Origin of the sequence: Streptomyces racemochromogenes (assembly GCF_039535215.1) — a bacterium.
Lineage (GTDB): Bacteria > Actinomycetota > Actinomycetes > Streptomycetales > Streptomycetaceae > Streptomyces > Streptomyces racemochromogenes.
In genome coordinates this window covers 2,783,801-2,801,432 of record NZ_BAAAWT010000001.1, presented here as the reverse complement: position 1 = coordinate 2,801,432, position 17,632 = coordinate 2,783,801, and the positions used below count along the sequence as shown (strand labels likewise).

The window sequence follows — 17,632 nt, the reverse complement described above, 5'->3', positions numbered from 1 at the left end:
ATGCCTCGTAAGGGCCCCGCCCCGAAGCGCCCGGTCATCATCGACCCGGTCTACGCATCTCCTCTGGTGACCTCGCTCATCAACAAGATCCTGCTGAACGGCAAGCGCTCCACCGCCGAGCGCATCGTCTACGGCGCCATGGAAGGCCTCCGCGAGAAGACCGGCAACGACCCGGTCATCACGCTGAAGCGCGCGCTGGAGAACGTGAAGCCGTCCCTCGAGGTCAAGTCCCGCCGTGTCGGTGGCGCGACCTACCAGGTCCCCGTCGAGGTCAAGCCGGGTCGCCAGTCGACCCTGGCCCTCCGCTGGCTCGTGGGTTACTCCCGCGCCCGTCGTGAGAAGACCATGACCGAGCGCCTCATGAACGAGCTGCTCGACGCCTCCAACGGTCTTGGCGCTGCCGTCAAGAAGCGCGAGGACACGCACAAGATGGCCGAGTCCAACAAGGCCTTCGCGCACTACCGCTGGTAGTCCCACCCCACATCGAGACCGAGAGAAGACCGAAGCCTTATGGCTACCACTTCGCTTGACCTGGCCAAGGTGCGCAACATCGGCATCATGGCCCACATCGACGCGGGCAAGACGACCACCACCGAGCGCATCCTGTTCTACACCGGTGTGTCTTACAAGATCGGTGAGGTCCACGACGGCGCTGCCACGATGGACTGGATGGAGCAGGAGCAGGAGCGCGGCATCACGATCACGTCGGCCGCGACGACCTGTCACTGGCCGCTCGAGGACGTCGACCACACCATCAACATCATCGACACCCCGGGTCACGTTGACTTCACGGTCGAGGTGGAGCGTTCGCTCCGCGTCCTCGACGGTGCCGTCACCGTGTTCGACGGTGTCGCCGGTGTGGAGCCGCAGTCCGAGACCGTTTGGCGTCAGGCGGACCGCTACGGCGTCCCGCGCATCTGCTTCGTCAACAAGCTCGACCGTACCGGCGCCGAGTTCATGCGCTGCGTCGACATGATCAAGGACCGCCTCGGTGCGGTTCCGATCGTCATGCAGCTCCCGATCGGTGCCGAGGCCGACTTCCAGGGCGTCGTCGACCTGGTCCGCATGAAGGCCCTCGTGTGGTCCGCCGAGGCCACCAAGGGCGAGATGTACGACGTCGTCGACATCCCGGCCACGCACACCGAGCTGGCCGAGGAATGGCGCGGCAAGCTCGTCGAGACCGTCGCCGAGAACGACGACGAGATGATGGAGCTGTACCTCGGTGGCGAAGAGCCGACCGAAGAGCAGCTGCACGCGGCCGTGCGCCGCATCATCCTCGGCTCCGGCAAGGGCAAGGGCGAAGCCACGATCACCGCGGTGTTCTGCGGTACGGCGTTCAAGAACAAGGGCGTCCAGCCCCTGCTCGACGCCGTCGTGCGCTACCTCCCGTCGCCGCTCGACATCGAGGCCATCGAGGGCCACGACGTCAAGGACGCCGAGGTCGTCGTCAAGCGCAAGCCGTCGGACGAGGAGCCCCTCGCCGCGCTCGCGTTCAAGATCATGAGCGACCCGCACCTCGGCAAGCTCACCTTCGTCCGGGTTTACTCGGGCCGCCTGGAGGCCGGCACCGCGGTGCTGAACTCCGTCAAGGGCAAGAAGGAGCGCATCGGCAAGATCTACCGCATGCACGCGAACAAGCGTGAGGAGATCGACGCGGTGGGCGCCGGCGACATCGTCGCCGTCATGGGCCTGAAGCAGACCACCACCGGTGAGACGCTTTGCGACGACAAGGCCCCCGTGATCCTGGAGTCCATGGACTTCCCGGCTCCGGTCATCCAGGTCGCCATCGAGCCCGCCTCGAAGGGTGACCAGGAGAAGCTGGGTGTCGCCATCCAGCGCCTCGCGGAAGAGGACCCGTCGTTCCACGTCCACTCGGACGAGGAGACCGGCCAGACCATCCTCGGCGGTATGGGCGAGCTGCACCTCGAGGTGCTGGTCGACCGTATGAAGCGCGAGTTCAAGGTCGTCGCCAACGTCGGCAAGCCGCAGGTCGCGTACCGCGAGACGATCCGCAAGGCCGTCGAGCGTCACGACTACACCCACAAGAAGCAGACCGGTGGTACCGGTCAGTTCGCCAAGGTGCAGATCGCGATCGAGCCGATCACGGACGCCGATGGTCCGGCGTACGAGTTCGTCAACAAGGTCACCGGTGGCCGCGTGCCGAAGGAGTACATCCCTTCGGTCGACGCCGGTGCGCAGGAAGCCATGCAGTTCGGCATCCTGGCCGGCTACGAGATGACTGGCGTCCGCGTCACGCTTCTCGACGGTGGCTACCACGAGGTCGACTCCTCCGAGCTCGCCTTCAAGATCGCCGGTTCGCAGGCCTTCAAGGAGGCCGCGCGCAAGGCTTCTCCCGTGCTCCTCGAGCCGATGATGGCCGTCGAGGTCACCACGCCGGAGGAGTCCATGGGTGACGTCATCGGCGACATCAACTCCCGCCGTGGCCAGATCCAGGCCATGGAGGACCGTCACGGAGCCAAGATCGTCAAGGGCCTCGTGCCCCTGTCGGAGATGTTCGGCTACGTCGGCGACCTCCGCAGCAAGACCTCGGGTCGCGCCAGCTACTCGATGCAGTTCGACTCCTACGCCGAGGTTCCCCGGAACGTCGCCGAGGAGATCATCGCGAAGGCCAAGGGCGAGTAACTCTTCCGAGTACACGCTTTAGGCTTGTCACCGGAGCCTCTGGGGCAACAGGAGCAACCCTCCCGTTGCCCCGGGGAACCCGGCTTTCCAGCAAAGATCACCTGGCGCCGATCTGTAAGGCGTACAGAACCACTCTCCAGGAGGACCCCCGTGGCGAAGGCGAAGTTCGAGCGGACTAAGCCGCACGTCAACATCGGCACCATCGGTCACATTGACCACGGTAAGACGACCCTCACGGCCGCCATTACCAAGGTGCTGCACGACGCGTACCCGGACCTGAACGAGGCCTCGGCCTTCGACCAGATCGACAAGGCTCCTGAGGAGCGCCAGCGCGGTATCACCATCTCCATCGCGCACGTCGAGTACCAGACCGAGGCGCGTCACTACGCCCACGTCGACTGCCCGGGTCACGCGGACTACATCAAGAACATGATCACCGGTGCCGCGCAGATGGACGGCGCCATCCTCGTGGTCGCCGCCACCGACGGCCCGATGCCGCAGACCAAGGAGCACGTGCTCCTGGCCCGCCAGGTCGGCGTTCCGTACATCGTCGTCGCCCTGAACAAGGCCGACATGGTGGACGACGAGGAGATCCTGGAGCTCGTCGAGCTCGAGGTCCGTGAGCTGCTCTCCGAGTACGACTTCCCGGGCGACGACCTCCCGGTCGTCCAGGTCTCCGCGCTCAAGGCGCTCGAGGGCGACAAGGAGTGGGGCGAGAAGCTCCTCGGCCTCATGAAGGCCGTCGACGAGTCGATCCCGACCCCGCCGCGTGACACCGACAAGCCGTTCCTCATGCCCGTCGAGGACGTCTTCACGATCACCGGTCGTGGCACCGTCGTCACCGGTCGTATCGAGCGTGGTGTCCTCAAGGTCAACGAGACCGTCGACATCATCGGCATCAAGACCGAGAAGACCACCACCACGGTCACCGGCATCGAGATGTTCCGCAAGCTGCTCGACGAGGGCCAGGCCGGCGAGAACGTCGGTCTGCTCCTCCGTGGCATCAAGCGCGAGGACGTCGAGCGCGGCCAGGTCATCATCAAGCCCGGTTCGGTCACGCCGCACACCGAGTTCGAGGCCGCCGCGTACATCCTGTCGAAGGACGAGGGTGGCCGTCACACCCCGTTCTTCAACAACTACCGCCCGCAGTTCTACTTCCGTACCACGGACGTGACCGGCGTCGTGACCCTCCCCGAGGGCACCGAGATGGTCATGCCGGGCGACAACACCGACATGTCCGTCCAGCTGATCCAGCCGGTCGCCATGGAGGAGGGCCTGAAGTTCGCCATCCGTGAGGGTGGTCGCACCGTCGGCGCCGGCCAGGTCACCAAGATCACGAAGTAATTCGTGTTCTGACCTGGTAGCTCGCACCAGCGGGCACCATGTTTGAGGCGAGGGCCCCTTTCCCACCGCTCCGGCGGTGGGGGAGGGGCCTTTGTCGTACTCCCCGGTAACGACGGGGCGACGGGGCCGTGAGAGGCTCCGGCGCGGATCGACGTACGGACGTTCGGGGTGGGGACATGGGGCGGCAGGACGCCGGGGGATCGGGGATCTCCGAAGAGGAGTGGCAGCGGTTCGGCGAGGAGATCGCGCGGGAGAGCGCGCAGGCGCCGAAGGAGCCGTCGGCGCGGGCGCGGATGGTCACCGAGCGGCTGCGGCGCGAGGAGCAGGAGCGGGCCCGCGCGGCCGGGCGGCGCGGGGCCCTCGGGCGCCGGGGGCGCCGGACGCCGGGCGACCCGCCGGGCTGGCGCACGGGGCCGTCCTGGCAGGAGGCGGAGGACCGCCGACGGCGCCGGCGCGGCCTCAGGGCCACCGCCGCGAGCGTGGGCATCGCGGCCCTGGCGCTGGTCGTCGTACGGCCGGAGCTGCTCATCGACCGGCTGACCGGCAAGACGGAAGCCCGCGAGGCGGGCGCTGGGGCCCCGCCGCTGCCCGGGGAGTCCGTACGCCCGACCGCGGCCCCGGACGCCGCCCACCCGGACCGTCCGACCCCGGAGGAGCCCTTCCGCGGTTCGCCGGCCGCCCGGTGGGCCGACGGCGCCGCCGGCATCGAGGTCCCGGAGGCGGCCGCCACCGGCGGCTGGTCCCGCGAGGCGGTGGCGGACGCCCTGTCGAAGGCCAAGCGGTTCCTGGTCGCGGCCAACCTGGACCCGCGGACCGTGCGGGGGGAGCGTCCGGAGGCCGCGATGGCGCTCCTCGATCCCCGGCAGCCCGAGGTTCCCGAGCGCCTGGAGCGCTCGCTGACGCAGCCCGGCGGCGGCGAGAACAGCCCCGCCATCCTGTTCACCCGCTTCGACCCGGCCGAGGTCCAGCCGGTGGGGCACGTGGTCAAGGTGCGCGGCAGCATGCGCGCGGAGGCGGGTGACCCCGGTGAGCTGCTGCTGGTGACCGACTACACCTTCGTGCACCCGATGGCGAGGGCGGACCGGAGCGTGCAGCGGACGATCGTGCGCCGGCAGATCACCTTCTCGGTGCTGGACCCGGCGCGCTGGCGGGCCACGGCGGGGCGGCTGCAGCTGCACACGTACAAGGCGGAGTGGTCGAACGTGCGGTGCGAGCCGACCGGCGGGTTCCTGCACCCGGACTTCCCGCAGGACCGACCCGGCGGAACCCAGCCCTCCGGGCCGGCCACGGATCCGTACGACCGCAGCGGGGACATTCAGGGCGATGGGTGCGGGACCGTGACGAGGTCCTGACCAGGGATCCCCGTCGCGTGGCGCGGTTTGACGTGTCCGCGCGGCGGGGTATTCTCTTCGGCCCGATTGGCCAGGTACGTGTCTCGTATGGCAGACTACTCAAGTTGCTCGGTTGAGTGCCGATGCTGTGCGCCTCCCGCCGGGAGGACCGGAAGCGAGTCCCACAGTACTCGTCGTCCTTAATCTGCCTTTCGGGGCAGCAATGAGGGCGGACGTACGGGAATCTTCTGGGAAGTGTCAGCACGGTGCCCACCAGGCACCCGGTGGGTGTTTCTCCCCCGATACGCGGTCAGGACCGCATCCCCTTGGACGAGGGAATTTCCGTATGGGAATTTTCTGTAGAGGGTGTGCGACACGCCCGACCGCGTGGGTCGGAGAGAAGCCGCGGAACCCGTTCCGCAGCCTCCCGGGAGCCAGAGCGTTCCACACACAGACAGGACTACGGAGTAGCCATGGCGGGACAGAAGATCCGCATCCGGCTCAAGGCCTACGACCACGAGGTCATCGACTCCTCGGCGAAGAAGATCGTCGAGACGGTGACGCGCACTGGTGCGTCGGTCGCGGGCCCGGTGCCGCTGCCCACTGAGAAGAACGTGTACTGCGTCATCAAGTCGCCGCACAAGTACAAGGACTCGCGCGAGCACTTCGAGATGCGCACGCACAAGCGCCTGATCGACATCCTCGACCCGACGCCCAAGACCGTTGACTCGCTGATGCGCCTGGACCTTCCGGCCGGCGTTGACATCGAGATCAAGCTCTGAGAGGCGTCGAGAAGATGGCAAAGCAGATCAAGGGCGTCCTGGGCGAGAAGCTCGGCATGACCCAGGTCTGGGACGAGAACAACCGTGTCGTCCCGGTGACCGTCGTCAAGGCCGGACCCTGCGTCGTGACCCAGGTCCGTACCAACGACACCGACGGCTACGAGTCGGTCCAGATCGCCTTCGGCGAGATCGACCCGCGCAAGGTGAACAAGCCCCTCAAGGGCCACTTCGCCAAGGCCGACGTGACCCCCCGCCGCCACCTGGTGGAGCTCCGCACCTCCGACGCCAGCGAGTACACGCTCGGCCAGGAGATCACCGCTGAGATCTTCGAGTCCGGCGTCAAGGTTGACGTCACGGGCAACAGCAAGGGCAAGGGCTTCGCCGGTGTCATGAAGCGGCACAACTTCCGGGGCCTCGGCGCCGGTCACGGTGTGCAGCGCAAGCACCGCTCCCCCGGTTCGATCGGTGGCTGCGCCACCCCTGGGCGTGTCTTCAAGGGCATGCGCATGGCCGGTCGCATGGGTAACGAGCGCGTCACCACCCAGAACCTGACCATCCACGCGGTTGACGCGGAGAAGGGTCTGCTCCTCATCAAGGGCGCGGTCCCCGGTCCGAACGGCGGCCTCGTCCTGGTCCGTACCGCGGCCAAGGGGGCTTGAGGTAATGAGCACCATTGACATCCTTTCGCCGGCAGGCGACAAGGCCGGTACCGTCGAGCTCCCCGCGGAGATCTTCGACGCGAAGACCAGCGTTCCGCTGATCCACCAGGTCGTCGTCGCCCAGCTGGCAGCTGCCCGTCAGGGCACGCACAAGACCAAGACCCGTGGCGAAGTCCGTGGTGGTGGCAAGAAGCCTTACCGCCAGAAGGGCACCGGCCGCGCCCGTCAGGGTTCGACCCGCGCTCCGCAGTTCGCCGGCGGTGGCGTCGTCCACGGCCCGCAGCCGCGTGACTACTCGCAGCGGACCCCCAAGAAGATGAAGGCCGCCGCCCTCCGCGGTGCCCTCTCGGACCGTGCGCGTCACTCCCGCATCCACGTCGTCACCGGCGTGGTCGAGGGTGCCGCCTCCACGAAGGCCGCCAAGACGCTGTTCGGCAAGATCTCGGAGCGCAAGAACCTGCTCCTGGTCGCCGAGCGCTCTGACGAGCTGGCGTGGCTGTCCGCCCGCAACCTGCCCCAGGTTCACATCCTGGAGCCGGGCCAGCTGAACACGTACGACGTGATCGTCTCTGACGACGTGGTCTTCACCCAGGCCGCGCTCGAGTCCTTCGTGTCTGGCCCCAAGGCCGATGAGACCGAAGGGAACGAGGCCTGATGTCTGAGGCGACCGTTACCAGCAAGACCTTCACCGACCCGCGCGACCTGCTGATCAAGCCGGTCGTCTCGGAGAAGAGCTACGCGCTGCTGGACGAGAACAAGTACACGTTCATCGTCGCGCCCGGCGCCAACAAGACCCAGATCAAGCAGGCCGTCGAGGCGGTCTTCTCGGTCAAGGTCACCGGGGTCAACACGATCAACCGTCAGGGTAAGCGCAAGCGCACCAAGACCGGTTTCGGCAAGCGCGCCAACACCAAGCGCGCCATCGTGACCCTTGCCGAGGGCAACCGTATCGACATCTTCGGCGGCCAGGCCTCCTAACGGAGGTCTAGTCGTCCGGAATCGGACGAGGACTGAGAAATGGGTATCCGCAAGTACAAGCCGACGACCCCGGGCCGTCGTGGCTCCAGCGTCGCCGACTTTGTCGAGATCACGCGGTCCACGCCGGAGAAGTCGCTGGTTCGCCCTCTGCACAGCAAGGGCGGCCGTAACAACACCGGCCGGATCACCGTTCGCCACCAGGGTGGCGGACACAAGCGCGCCTACCGAGTGATCGACTTCCGTCGTCACGACAAGGACGGCGTGCCGGCCAAGGTCGCGCACATCGAGTACGACCCCAACCGCACCGCGCGCATCGCGCTGCTGCACTACGCCGACGGCGAGAAGCGCTACATCATCGCGCCGCGCGGTCTGCAGCAGGGTGACCGGATCGAGAACGGCCCCACGGCCGACATCAAGCCGGGCAACAACCTCGCGCTCCGCAACATCCCGGTCGGTACCACGATCCACGCGATCGAGCTCCGTCCCGGTGGCGGCGCGAAGTTCGCCCGCTCCGCTGGTGCCTCCGTGCAGCTGCTCGCGAAGGAGGGCGTGATGGCCCACCTCCGCATGCCGTCCGGTGAGATCCGTCTCGTCGACGCGCGCTGCCGCGCCACCGTCGGCGAGGTCGGCAACGCCGAGCAGTCGAACATCAACTGGGGCAAGGCCGGCCGCATGCGCTGGAAGGGCGTTCGCCCGACCGTCCGCGGTGTCGCGATGAACCCGGTTGACCACCCGCACGGTGGTGGTGAGGGCAAGACCAGCGGTGGTCGCCACCCGGTCTCCCCGTGGGGTCAGAAGGAGGGTCGTACTCGCTCGCCGAAGAAGGCTTCGAGCAAGTACATCGTCCGCCGCCGCAAGACGAACAAGAAGCGCTAGGAGCGGGTTTAGATGCCGCGCAGTCTCAAGAAGGGGCCCTTCGTCGACGACCACCTCGTAAAGAAGGTGGACGCCCAGAACGAAGCCGGCACCAAGAACGTCATCAAGACCTGGTCCCGTCGCTCGATGATCATCCCCAGCATGCTGGGTCACACGATCGCGGTGCACAACGGCAAGACCCACGTCCCGGTGTTCGTCACCGAGTCGATGGTCGGCCACAAGCTCGGCGAGTTCTCGCCGACTCGCACCTTCCGCGGCCACGTCAAGGACGACCGGAAGTCGAAGCGCCGCTAATCGCGGGGTGGTTACGACTATGACTAACACCGAAGGGACAACCATGGAAGCCAGGGCCCAGGCGCGGTACATCCGCGTCACGCCCATGAAGGCCCGCCGAGTGGTGGACCTCATCCGTGGCATGGATGCCACGGAGGCTCAGGCGGTCCTGCGTTTCGCCCCGCAGGCCGCGAGCGTGCCGGTCGGCAAGGTGCTGGACAGCGCCATTGCCAACGCCGCGCACAACTACAACCACCCGGACGCCTCCACGCTGGTCATCAGCGAGGCGTACGTGGACGAGGGCCCGACCCTGAAGCGGTTCCGTCCGCGTGCCCAGGGCCGTGCCTACCGGATCCGCAAGCGGACCAGCCACATCACCGTGGTCGTCAGCAGCAAGGAAGGTTCCCGGTAATGGGCCAGAAGGTAAACCCGCACGGGTTCCGACTCGGCATCACCACGGACTTCAAGTCCCGCTGGTACGCCGACAAGCTGTACAAGGACTACGTCAAGGAAGACGTCGCCATCCGTCGGATGATGACGTCCGGCATGGAGCGCGCCGGCATCTCGAAGGTTGAGATCGAGCGCACCCGTGACCGCGTGCGTGTGGACATCCACACCGCCCGTCCCGGCATCGTCATCGGCCGCCGTGGCGCCGAGGCCGACCGCATCCGCGGTGACCTCGAGAAGCTCACGGGCAAGCAGGTCCAGCTGAACATCCTCGAGGTCAAGAACCCCGAGCTCGACGCTCAGCTCGTTGCCCAGGCCGTTGCCGAGCAGCTCTCCTCCCGCGTCTCCTTCCGTCGTGCCATGCGCAAGAGCATGCAGGGCACCATGAAGGCCGGCGCCAAGGGCATCAAGATCCAGTGCGGTGGCCGTCTCGGCGGCGCCGAGATGTCCCGCTCCGAGTTCTACCGCGAGGGTCGTGTGCCGCTGCACACGCTGCGCGCGAACGTGGACTACGGCTTCTTCGAGGCCAAGACCACCTTCGGCCGTATCGGCGTGAAGGTCTGGATCTACAAGGGCGACGTCAAGAACATCGCCGAGGTTCGCGCCGAGAACGCCGCGGCCCGTGCGGGTAACCGCCCGGCCCGTGGTGCCGGCGCTGGCGACCGTCCCGCCGGCCGTGGTGGCCGTGGTGGCGAGCGCGGCGGCCGTGGTGGCCGCAAGCCGCAGCAGGCTGCTGGTGCCGAGGCCCCCAAGGCCGACGCCCCCGCCGCCGCTCCGGCTGAGAGCACCGGAACGGAGGCCTGACCGACATGCTGATCCCTCGTAGGGTCAAGCACCGCAAGCAGCACCACCCGAAGCGCAGCGGTATGGCCAAGGGCGGTACTGAGGTCTCGTTCGGCGAGTACGGCATCCAGGCGCTCACCCCCGCCTACGTGACGAACCGCCAGATCGAGGCGGCTCGTATCGCGATGACCCGCCACATCAAGCGTGGCGGCAAGGTCTGGATCAACATCTACCCGGACCGCCCGCTGACGAAGAAGCCTGCCGAGACCCGCATGGGTTCCGGTAAGGGTTCCCCGGAGTGGTGGATCGCGAACGTGCACCCGGGCCGGGTCATGTTCGAGCTGTCCTACCCGAACGAAAAGATTGCGCGTGAGGCTCTCACTCGTGCGGCCCACAAGCTGCCGATGAAGTGCCGCATCGTCAAGCGCGAGGCAGGTGAGTCGTGATGGCGACGGGAACCAAGGCGTCCGAGCTCCGCGAGCTCGGCAACGAGGAGCTCGTTGCCAAGCTGCGCGAGGCCAAGGAGGAGCTGTTCAAGCTCCGTTTCCAGGCGGCCACCGGCCAGCTGGAGAACAACGGCCGGCTCAAGTCCGTCCGTAAGGACATCGCTCGCATCTACACCCTGATGCACGAGCGTGAGCTCGGTATCGAGACGGTGGAGAACGCCTGATGAGCGAGAACAACGTGACTGAGAAGACCGAGCGCGGTTTCCGCAAGACCCGTGAGGGTCTGGTCGTCAGCGACAAGATGGACAAGACCGTCGTCGTCGCCGTCGAGGACCGTGTGAAGCACGCGCTGTACGGCAAGGTCATCCGCCGTACGAACAAGCTCAAGGCGCACGACGAGCAGAACGCTGCCGGCGTCGGCGACCGCGTCCTCATCATGGAGACGCGTCCGCTGTCGGCGACCAAGCGCTGGCGCATCGTCGAGATCCTCGAGAAGGCCAAGTAATCACTTGAAGGGGTAACCCTTCAGGTTCGTTCCGCCAGGCTCGGCCGGGGCTTCTGTGAAGCCCCGGCCGGGAACCGGCAGACAAACAGGAGATAGACGTGATCCAGCAGGAGTCGCGACTGCGTGTCGCCGACAACACTGGTGCCAAGGAGATCCTTTGCATCCGTGTTCTCGGTGGCTCCGGTCGCCGCTACGCGGGCATCGGTGACGTCATCGTCGCCACCGTCAAGGATGCGATCCCCGGTGGCAACGTGAAGAAGGGTGACGTCGTCAAGGCGGTCATCGTTCGCACCGTCAAGGAGCGCCGCCGCCAGGACGGCTCGTACATCCGCTTCGACGAGAACGCCGCCGTCATTCTGAAGAACGACGGCGACCCTCGCGGCACCCGTATCTTCGGCCCCGTGGGCCGTGAGCTGCGCGAGAAGAAGTTCATGAAGATCATCTCGCTCGCGCCGGAGGTGCTGTAAGCATGAAGATCAAGAAGGGCGACCTGGTCCAGGTCATCACCGGTAAGGACAAGGGCAAGCAGGGCAAGGTCATCGCGGCCTTCCCGACCGAGTCCCGCGTCCTCGTCGAGGGTGTCAACCGGGTCAAGAAGCACACCAAGGCTGGCCAGAACCAGGCCGGTGGCATCGTGATCACCGAGGCCCCGGTCCACGTCAGCAACGTTCAGCTGGTTGTGGAGAAGGACGGCAAGAAGGTCGTCACCCGCGTCGGTTTCCGCTTCGACGACGAGGGCAACAAGATCCGCGTTGCCAAGCGCACGGGTGAGGACATCTGATGGCTACCACTCCGCGTCTGAAGACGAAGTACCGCGAGGACATCGCGGGCAAGCTGCGTGAGGAGTTCTCCTACGAGAACGTCATGCAGATCCCCGGCCTCGTCAAGATCGTCGTGAACATGGGTGTCGGCGACGCCGCCCGTGACTCGAAGCTGATCGACGGTGCCATCCGCGACCTGACGACGATCACCGGCCAGAAGCCGGCCGTCACGAAGGCCCGCAAGTCCATCGCGCAGTTCAAGCTGCGCGAGGGTCAGCCGATCGGCTGCCACGTCACCCTCCGTGGTGACCGCATGTGGGAGTTCCTGGACCGTACGCTGTCGCTCGCGCTGCCGCGTATCCGTGACTTCCGCGGTCTGTCGCCGAAGCAGTTCGACGGCCGTGGCAACTACACCTTCGGTCTCACGGAGCAGGTCATGTTCCACGAGATCGACCAGGACAAGATCGACCGTACCCGGGGTATGGACATCACCGTGGTCACCACGGCGACCAACGACGACGAGGGCCGCGCGCTCCTTCGTCACCTCGGCTTCCCCTTCAAGGAGGCGTAAGCGAGATGGCGAAGAAGGCTCTCATCGCGAAGGCTGCCCGCAAGCCCAAGTTCGGTGTGCGTGCGTACACCCGCTGCCAGCGCTGCGGTCGCCCCCACTCCGTGTACCGCAAGTTCGGCCTGTGCCGTGTGTGCCTTCGTGAGATGGCTCACCGTGGCGAGCTGCCGGGCGTGACCAAGAGCTCCTGGTAACTCCTCCCGGTCCGTAAGGACTTGGGGAAGTTCCAGAGACTCTCGGTAAGCATCTGGTCGGCGGATGCCCGGCCGCGCATGCCTTAGGCTTGTGTGGTTGGGCGTCCGCCGCCCATAACGACTTACTACGCCGTAGGTCCCCGCACCGCACCCGTCCCGCCTCTGAGCGGGGAGAGGGATGGCGCATACAGGAAACCCCGGCGAGAGAGGCCGAAGGCCACTTCATGACCATGACTGACCCGATCGCAGACATGCTCACGCGTCTGCGTAACGCTAACTCGGCGTACCACGACACCGTCGTGATGCCGCACAGCAAGATCAAGTCGCACATCGCGGAGATCCTCAAGCAGGAGGGTTTCATCACCGGCTGGAAGGTCGAGGACGCCGAGGTCGGCAAGAACCTCGTCCTCGAGCTGAAGTTCGGGCCGAACCGTGAGCGCTCCATCGCGGGCATCAAGCGGATCTCGAAGCCCGGTCTGCGCGTGTACGCGAAGTCCACCAACCTGCCGAAGGTCCTCGGTGGCCTGGGCGTGGCGATCATCTCCACGTCGCACGGTCTCCTGACCGGCCAGCAGGCAGGCAAGAAGGGCGTAGGTGGGGAAGTCCTCGCCTACGTCTGGTAGTCGGGAACGGAGGAAAAGCAATGTCGCGAATCGGCAAGCTCCCCATCCAGGTTCCCGCCGGTGTGGACGTCACCATCGATGGCCGCACGGTTGCGGTGAAGGGCCCCAAGGGTCTGCTCACCCACACCGTCGCCGCGCCGATCGAGATCGTCAAGGGTGAGGACGGCGTTCTGAACGTCACCCGCCCGAACGACGAGCGTCAGAACAAGGCCCTGCACGGCCTGTCCCGCACGCTGGTGGCGAACATGATCACCGGCGTGACCCAGGGATACGCCAAGGCCCTCGAGATCAGCGGTGTCGGTTACCGCGTGGCCGCGAAGGGCTCCGACCTGGAGTTCCAGCTCGGCTACAGCCACCCGATCCTGGTCACGGCGCCCGACGGCATCTCGTTCAAGGTCGAGTCCCCGACCAAGTTCTCGGTCGAGGGCATCGACAAGCAGAAGGTCGGCGAGGTCGCCGCCAACATCCGCAAGCTGCGGAAGCCCGACCCGTACAAGGCCAAGGGTGTCAAGTACGCCGGCGAGGTCATCCGCCGCAAGGTCGGAAAGGCTGGTAAGTAGCCATGGCATACGGTGTGAAGATCGCCAAGGGCGACGCGTACAAGCGCGCTGCCAAGGCTCGCCGCCACATCCGCATCCGCAAGAACGTCTCGGGTACGGCGGAGCGTCCGCGCCTCGTCGTGACGCGTTCGAACCGCAACATCGTTGCTCAGGTCATCGACGACCTCAAGGGTCACACCCTTGCGTCGGCGTCGACCCTGGACGCTTCGATCCGCGGTGGCGAGGGCGACAAGAGCTCCCAGGCCCAGGCCGTCGGCGCGCTCGTCGCCGAGCGTGCCAAGGCCGCGGGTGTCGAGACCGTCGTCTTTGACCGCGGTGGCAACCGATACGCCGGGCGCATTGCCGCTCTGGCTGACGCCGCCCGCGAAGCCGGGCTGAAGTTCTAAGCCCCGGTTCCGGGACTCACGGACGTAACAGAGAGAGGTAATCCAATGGCTGGACCCCAGCGCCGCGGCAGCGGTGCCGGTGGCGGCGAGCGGCGGGACCGGAAGGGTCGCGACGGTGGCGCTGCCGCCGAGAAGACCGCTTACGTTGAGCGCGTTGTCGCGATCAACCGTGTCGCCAAGGTTGTCAAGGGTGGTCGTCGCTTCAGCTTCACCGCGCTCGTCGTGGTGGGTGACGGTGACGGCACCGTAGGTGTCGGTTACGGCAAGGCCAAGGAAGTTCCCGCGGCCATCGCCAAGGGCGTCGAGGAAGCCAAGAAGAACTTCTTCAAGGTTCCCCGCATCCAGGGCACCATCCCGCACCCGATCCAGGGCGAGAAGGCGGCCGGCGTTGTCCTGCTGAAGCCTGCTTCCCCCGGTACCGGTGTTATCGCCGGTGGCCCGGTGCGCGCCGTTCTGGAGTGCGCCGGCGTTCACGACATCCTGTCGAAGTCGCTCGGCTCCGACAACGCGATCAACATCGTGCACGCGACCGTGGAGGCCCTGAAGGGCCTGCAGCGTCCCGAGGAGATCGCGGCTCGCCGTGGTCTGCCGCTCGAGGACGTCGCCCCCGCGGCCCTGCTTCGTGCGCGCGCTGGGGCGGGTGTCTGATGGCCCGCCTCAAGATCACGCAGACGAAGTCGTACATCGGCAGCAAGCAGAACCACCGCGACACCCTCCGTTCGCTCGGGCTCAAGCGCCTGAACGACGTGGTCGTCAAGGAGGACCGCCCCGAGTTCCGCGGCATGGTGCACACCGTCCGCCACCTCGTGACGGTTGAGGAGGTTGACTAATCATGGCTGAGAACAGCCCGCTGAAGGCTCACAACCTCCGTCCGGCCCCCGGTGCCAAGACCGCGAAGACCCGTGTGGGTCGCGGTGAGGCGTCGAAGGGTAAGACGGCTGGTCGTGGTACCAAGGGTACGAAGGCCCGCTACCAGGTTCCGCAGCGCTTCGAGGGTGGGCAGATGCCCCTCCACATGCGCCTGCCGAAGCTGAAGGGCTTCAAGAACCCGTTCCGCACCGAGTTCCAGGTCGTCAACCTGGACAAGCTCGGTGCCCTCTACCCCGAGGGTGGAGAGGTCACGGTGGCCGACCTGGTCGCCAAGGGCGCGGTTCGCAAGAACAGCCTCGTCAAGGTCCTGGGCCAGGGCGAGATCTCCGTGGCGCTGACGGTTGCGGTTGACGCCGTCTCCGCCTCCGCCAAGGAGAAGATTGCCGCCGCCGGCGGCACCGTCACCGAGCTCGTCTAAGACGAAACTCTTGTGACAAATAGCTAGAAACCCGACCGGGGATGCCTCACATATGGGGCATCCCCGGTTGGTCGTTCCACGGGGGGTGCACTCGCCGGTAAGGTGGCGTGCACCTTTGCTTGTACGTATTCGTCGATCCTTCAGACCGTCACCTCTGACGCAGTAGCGCGGGGGTCGCAGGAGGCACCGTGCTCACCGCGTTCGCCCGGGCGTTCAAGACGCCCGACCTGCGCAAGAAGCTGCTCTTCACACTCGGCATCATCGTGCTGTATCGGCTCGGGTCCCACATCCCGGTACCCGGCGTGAGCTACAAGAACGTCCAGATCTGCGTGGACCAGATGGGGAGCAGCAACAGCCTCTTCGGTCTGGTCAACATGTTCAGCGGCGGTGCGCTGCTGCAGATCACGATCTTCGCGCTCGGCATCATGCCCTACATCACGGCGAGCATCATCCTGCAGCTGCTGACCGTGGTCATCCCGAAGCTGGAGAACCTCAAGAAAGAGGGCCAGTCCGGCACGGCGAAGATCACTCAGTACACGCGCTATCTGACGGTCGCGCTCGCGATCCTCCAGGGCACCGGCCTGGTCGCCACCGCGCGTACCGGCGCCCTCTTCGGCACCTGCCCGGTCGCTCGCGAGATCGTCCCGAACCACTCGATCTTCACCACCATCACGATGGTGATCACCATGACCGCCGGTACCTGTGTCGTCATGTGGCTCGGTGAGCTGATCACCGACCGCGGCATCGGCAACGGCATGTCCATCCTGATGTTCATCTCGATCGCGGCCGGCTTCGTCGGCGCCCTGTGGACCATCAAGCTCCAGGGCAAGATCGCTGATGGCTGGGTGGAGTTCGCGGTCGTCATCCTCGTGGGTCTCGCGATGGTGGCCCTGGTGGTCTTCGTCGAACAGGCGCAGCGCCGGATCCCGGTCCAGTACGCGAAGCGCATGATCGGCCGCCGGGCCTACGGCGGTACGTCCACCTACATCCCGCTCAAGGTGAACCAGGCCGGTGTCATCCCGGTCATCTTCGCCTCGTCGCTGCTGTACATCCCCGCGCTGATCGTGCAGTTCAGCGGCTCGACGGCGGGCTGGGCGACCTGGATCCAGAAGCACTTCGTCAAGGGCGACCACCCGTACTACATCGCCGCCTACTTCCTCCTGATCGTTTTCTTCGCGTTCTTCTACGTGGCGATCTCGTTCAACCCCGAGGAAGTTGCGGACAACATGAAGAAGTATGGTGGGTTCATCCCGGGCATCCGCGCCGGCCGGCCTACCGCCGAGTACCTGAGCTACGTACTCAACCGGATCACTTGGCCGGGGTCGCTGTACCTGGGTCTGATCGCTCTCGTGCCGACAATGGCGTTGGCGGGCTTCGGAGCGAACCAGAACTTCCCGTTCGGCGGGACGAGCATCCTCATCATCGTGGGTGTGGGTCTGGAAACCGTGAAGCAGATCGAGAGCCAGCTCCAGCAGCGCAACTACGAAGGGTTCCTCCGCTGATGCGAATCGTCCTCGTCGGACCCCCCGGGGCGGGCAAGGGAACGCAGGCCGCGTTCCTCGCCAAGAACCTGTCGATCCCGCACATCTCCACGGGCGACCTCTTCCGCGCCAACATCAGCCAGGGCACCGAGCTGGGCCGCCGCGCGAAGGCGTACATGGACGCCGGCGAGCTCGTCCCGGACGAGATCACCATCGGCATGGCCAAGGACCGGATGCAGCAGCCGGACGCCAAGGGCGGCTTCCTGCTCGACGGCTTCCCGCGCAACGTCGCCCAGGCCGAGGCGCTCGACGCGATGCTCGTGGAAGCGGGCATGAAGCTCGACGCCGTCCTCGACCTGGAGGTCGAGGAGGACGAGGTCGTCAAGCGGATCGCCGGCCGGCGCATCTGCCGCAAGGACTCCTCGCACGTCTTCCACGTGATCTACGCGGCGCCGAAGGTCGAGGGCGTCTGCGACAAGTGCGGGGGCGAGCTGTACCAGCGCGACGACGACTCCGAGGCCACGGTCCGCAACCGGCTTGAGGTCTACCACACGCAGACCGAGCCGATCATCGACTACTACAAGGCCCAGGGTCTGCTGGTGACCATCTCCGCCCTCGGTGAGGTGCACGAGATCACCAAGCGGGCCATGGACGCCCTCAAGAAGTAGTCACTCCAGTTCGTGACCGACAGTACGGCCGCGGTG

Annotated in this window: 27 protein-coding genes; all 27 read left to right on the top strand. The window is 66.2% G+C overall.

All coding sequences use genetic code 11. From position 1 onward, the window contains the following. The 27 genes from rpsG to ABD973_RS12645 all read left to right on the top strand — a co-directional run bounded on the left by rpsG (nucleotide 1) and on the right by ABD973_RS12645 (nucleotide 17,596). Nucleotides 1–471: a 30S ribosomal protein S7 gene (gene rpsG, locus ABD973_RS12775; protein WP_007265894.1), complete on the top strand. Its 471-nt coding sequence runs from the start codon at nucleotides 1–3 to the stop codon at nucleotides 469–471. Between the two features lie 39 nt (nucleotides 472–510). Further along, the gene (fusA, locus tag ABD973_RS12770) at nucleotides 511–2,643 is read left to right on the top strand and encodes an elongation factor G (RefSeq protein WP_125603750.1); all 2,133 of its coding nucleotides are present in this window, start codon (nucleotides 511–513) and stop codon (nucleotides 2,641–2,643) included. A 150-nt stretch (nucleotides 2,644–2,793) separates the two neighbouring features. Then, entirely contained in the window at nucleotides 2,794–3,987 is a 1,194-nt protein-coding gene (gene tuf / locus ABD973_RS12765; RefSeq protein ID WP_125603751.1) for an elongation factor Tu, read from the top strand. Between the two features lie 176 nt (nucleotides 3,988–4,163). Then, nucleotides 4,164–5,339, top strand: a complete 1,176-nt coding sequence (locus ABD973_RS12760) for a hypothetical protein (protein ID WP_345500130.1) — start codon at nucleotides 4,164–4,166, stop codon at nucleotides 5,337–5,339. Between the two features lie 452 nt (nucleotides 5,340–5,791). Further along, nucleotides 5,792–6,100 (top strand): 30S ribosomal protein S10, encoded by a 309-nt coding sequence (gene rpsJ, locus ABD973_RS12755; protein WP_003948644.1) that lies wholly within the window; start codon nucleotides 5,792–5,794, stop codon nucleotides 6,098–6,100. A 14-nt stretch (nucleotides 6,101–6,114) separates the two neighbouring features. After that, nucleotides 6,115–6,759 (top strand): 50S ribosomal protein L3, encoded by a 645-nt coding sequence (gene rplC, locus ABD973_RS12750; protein WP_125594709.1) that lies wholly within the window; start codon nucleotides 6,115–6,117, stop codon nucleotides 6,757–6,759. Between the two features lie 4 nt (nucleotides 6,760–6,763). Beyond that, nucleotides 6,764–7,414, top strand: a complete 651-nt coding sequence (gene rplD / locus ABD973_RS12745; protein WP_007265900.1) for a 50S ribosomal protein L4 — start codon at nucleotides 6,764–6,766, stop codon at nucleotides 7,412–7,414. Continuing rightward, entirely contained in the window at nucleotides 7,414–7,737 is a 324-nt protein-coding gene (gene rplW, locus ABD973_RS12740) for a 50S ribosomal protein L23 (protein WP_007265901.1), read from the top strand. Before rplD ends, rplW begins: the two co-directional genes overlap by 1 nt. 39 nt (nucleotides 7,738–7,776) lie before the next feature. After that, on the top strand, nucleotides 7,777–8,613 hold the full coding sequence (gene rplB, locus ABD973_RS12735) for a 50S ribosomal protein L2 (RefSeq protein WP_125822122.1): 837 nt from the start codon (nucleotides 7,777–7,779) through the stop codon (nucleotides 8,611–8,613). A 12-nt stretch (nucleotides 8,614–8,625) separates the two neighbouring features. After that, entirely contained in the window at nucleotides 8,626–8,907 is a 282-nt protein-coding gene (gene rpsS, locus ABD973_RS12730) for a 30S ribosomal protein S19 (RefSeq protein WP_007265903.1), read from the top strand. Nucleotides 8,908–8,950: 43 nt separating this feature from the next. After that, on the top strand, nucleotides 8,951–9,298 hold the full coding sequence (gene rplV, locus ABD973_RS12725) for a 50S ribosomal protein L22 (RefSeq protein WP_007265904.1): 348 nt from the start codon (nucleotides 8,951–8,953) through the stop codon (nucleotides 9,296–9,298). After that, a complete protein-coding gene (rpsC, locus tag ABD973_RS12720) occupies nucleotides 9,298–10,137 on the top strand; it encodes a 30S ribosomal protein S3 (protein ID WP_007265905.1) in 840 nt (279 codons plus the stop codon). The genes rplV and rpsC overlap by 1 nt, the downstream gene beginning before the upstream one ends. 5 nt (nucleotides 10,138–10,142) lie before the next feature. Further along, nucleotides 10,143–10,562, top strand: coding sequence for a 50S ribosomal protein L16 (gene rplP / locus ABD973_RS12715; protein WP_007265906.1), 420 nt, complete (start codon nucleotides 10,143–10,145; stop codon nucleotides 10,560–10,562). Beyond that, nucleotides 10,562–10,786: a 50S ribosomal protein L29 gene (gene rpmC, locus ABD973_RS12710; protein WP_007265907.1), complete on the top strand. Its 225-nt coding sequence runs from the start codon at nucleotides 10,562–10,564 to the stop codon at nucleotides 10,784–10,786. The genes rplP and rpmC overlap by 1 nt, the downstream gene beginning before the upstream one ends. Beyond that, nucleotides 10,786–11,067 carry a 30S ribosomal protein S17 gene (rpsQ, locus tag ABD973_RS12705; protein WP_007265908.1) on the top strand — a complete coding sequence of 94 codons (282 nt, stop codon included), beginning with the start codon at nucleotides 10,786–10,788 and terminating at the stop codon, nucleotides 11,065–11,067. The genes rpmC and rpsQ overlap by 1 nt, the downstream gene beginning before the upstream one ends. 98 nt (nucleotides 11,068–11,165) lie before the next feature. Continuing rightward, nucleotides 11,166–11,534: a 50S ribosomal protein L14 gene (gene rplN, locus ABD973_RS12700; RefSeq protein ID WP_003956455.1), complete on the top strand. Its 369-nt coding sequence runs from the start codon at nucleotides 11,166–11,168 to the stop codon at nucleotides 11,532–11,534. A 2-nt stretch (nucleotides 11,535–11,536) separates the two neighbouring features. Continuing rightward, entirely contained in the window at nucleotides 11,537–11,848 is a 312-nt protein-coding gene (gene rplX, locus ABD973_RS12695) for a 50S ribosomal protein L24 (protein ID WP_007265909.1), read from the top strand. After that, nucleotides 11,848–12,399, top strand: coding sequence for a 50S ribosomal protein L5 (gene rplE / locus ABD973_RS12690; protein ID WP_030298216.1), 552 nt, complete (start codon nucleotides 11,848–11,850; stop codon nucleotides 12,397–12,399). Before rplX ends, rplE begins: the two co-directional genes overlap by 1 nt. Nucleotides 12,400–12,404: 5 nt before the next feature. Continuing rightward, entirely contained in the window at nucleotides 12,405–12,590 is a 186-nt protein-coding gene (locus ABD973_RS12685; protein WP_003956452.1) for a type Z 30S ribosomal protein S14, read from the top strand. A gap of 224 nt (nucleotides 12,591–12,814) precedes the next feature. After that, on the top strand, nucleotides 12,815–13,213 hold the full coding sequence (rpsH, locus tag ABD973_RS12680; protein WP_007265911.1) for a 30S ribosomal protein S8: 399 nt from the start codon (nucleotides 12,815–12,817) through the stop codon (nucleotides 13,211–13,213). Nucleotides 13,214–13,233: 20 nt separating this feature from the next. Then, the gene (rplF, locus tag ABD973_RS12675) at nucleotides 13,234–13,773 is read left to right on the top strand and encodes a 50S ribosomal protein L6 (protein WP_007265912.1); all 540 of its coding nucleotides are present in this window, start codon (nucleotides 13,234–13,236) and stop codon (nucleotides 13,771–13,773) included. 2 nt (nucleotides 13,774–13,775) lie between these two features. After that, entirely contained in the window at nucleotides 13,776–14,159 is a 384-nt protein-coding gene (gene rplR, locus ABD973_RS12670; protein ID WP_007265913.1) for a 50S ribosomal protein L18, read from the top strand. Between the two features lie 45 nt (nucleotides 14,160–14,204). After that, nucleotides 14,205–14,807, top strand: a complete 603-nt coding sequence (gene rpsE, locus ABD973_RS12665; RefSeq protein WP_007265914.1) for a 30S ribosomal protein S5 — start codon at nucleotides 14,205–14,207, stop codon at nucleotides 14,805–14,807. Continuing rightward, the gene (gene rpmD, locus ABD973_RS12660; RefSeq protein ID WP_005313525.1) at nucleotides 14,807–14,989 is read left to right on the top strand and encodes a 50S ribosomal protein L30; all 183 of its coding nucleotides are present in this window, start codon (nucleotides 14,807–14,809) and stop codon (nucleotides 14,987–14,989) included. Before rpsE ends, rpmD begins: the two co-directional genes overlap by 1 nt. A 2-nt stretch (nucleotides 14,990–14,991) precedes the next feature. Next, the gene (gene rplO, locus ABD973_RS12655) at nucleotides 14,992–15,447 is read left to right on the top strand and encodes a 50S ribosomal protein L15 (protein ID WP_079429304.1); all 456 of its coding nucleotides are present in this window, start codon (nucleotides 14,992–14,994) and stop codon (nucleotides 15,445–15,447) included. Between the two features lie 188 nt (nucleotides 15,448–15,635). Further along, nucleotides 15,636–16,949, top strand: a complete 1,314-nt coding sequence (gene secY, locus ABD973_RS12650; RefSeq protein WP_125594707.1) for a preprotein translocase subunit SecY — start codon at nucleotides 15,636–15,638, stop codon at nucleotides 16,947–16,949. After that, a complete protein-coding gene (locus tag ABD973_RS12645; RefSeq protein WP_125594706.1) occupies nucleotides 16,949–17,596 on the top strand; it encodes an adenylate kinase in 648 nt (215 codons plus the stop codon). Before secY ends, ABD973_RS12645 begins: the two co-directional genes overlap by 1 nt. Nucleotides 17,597–17,632: the final 36 nt, after the last annotated feature.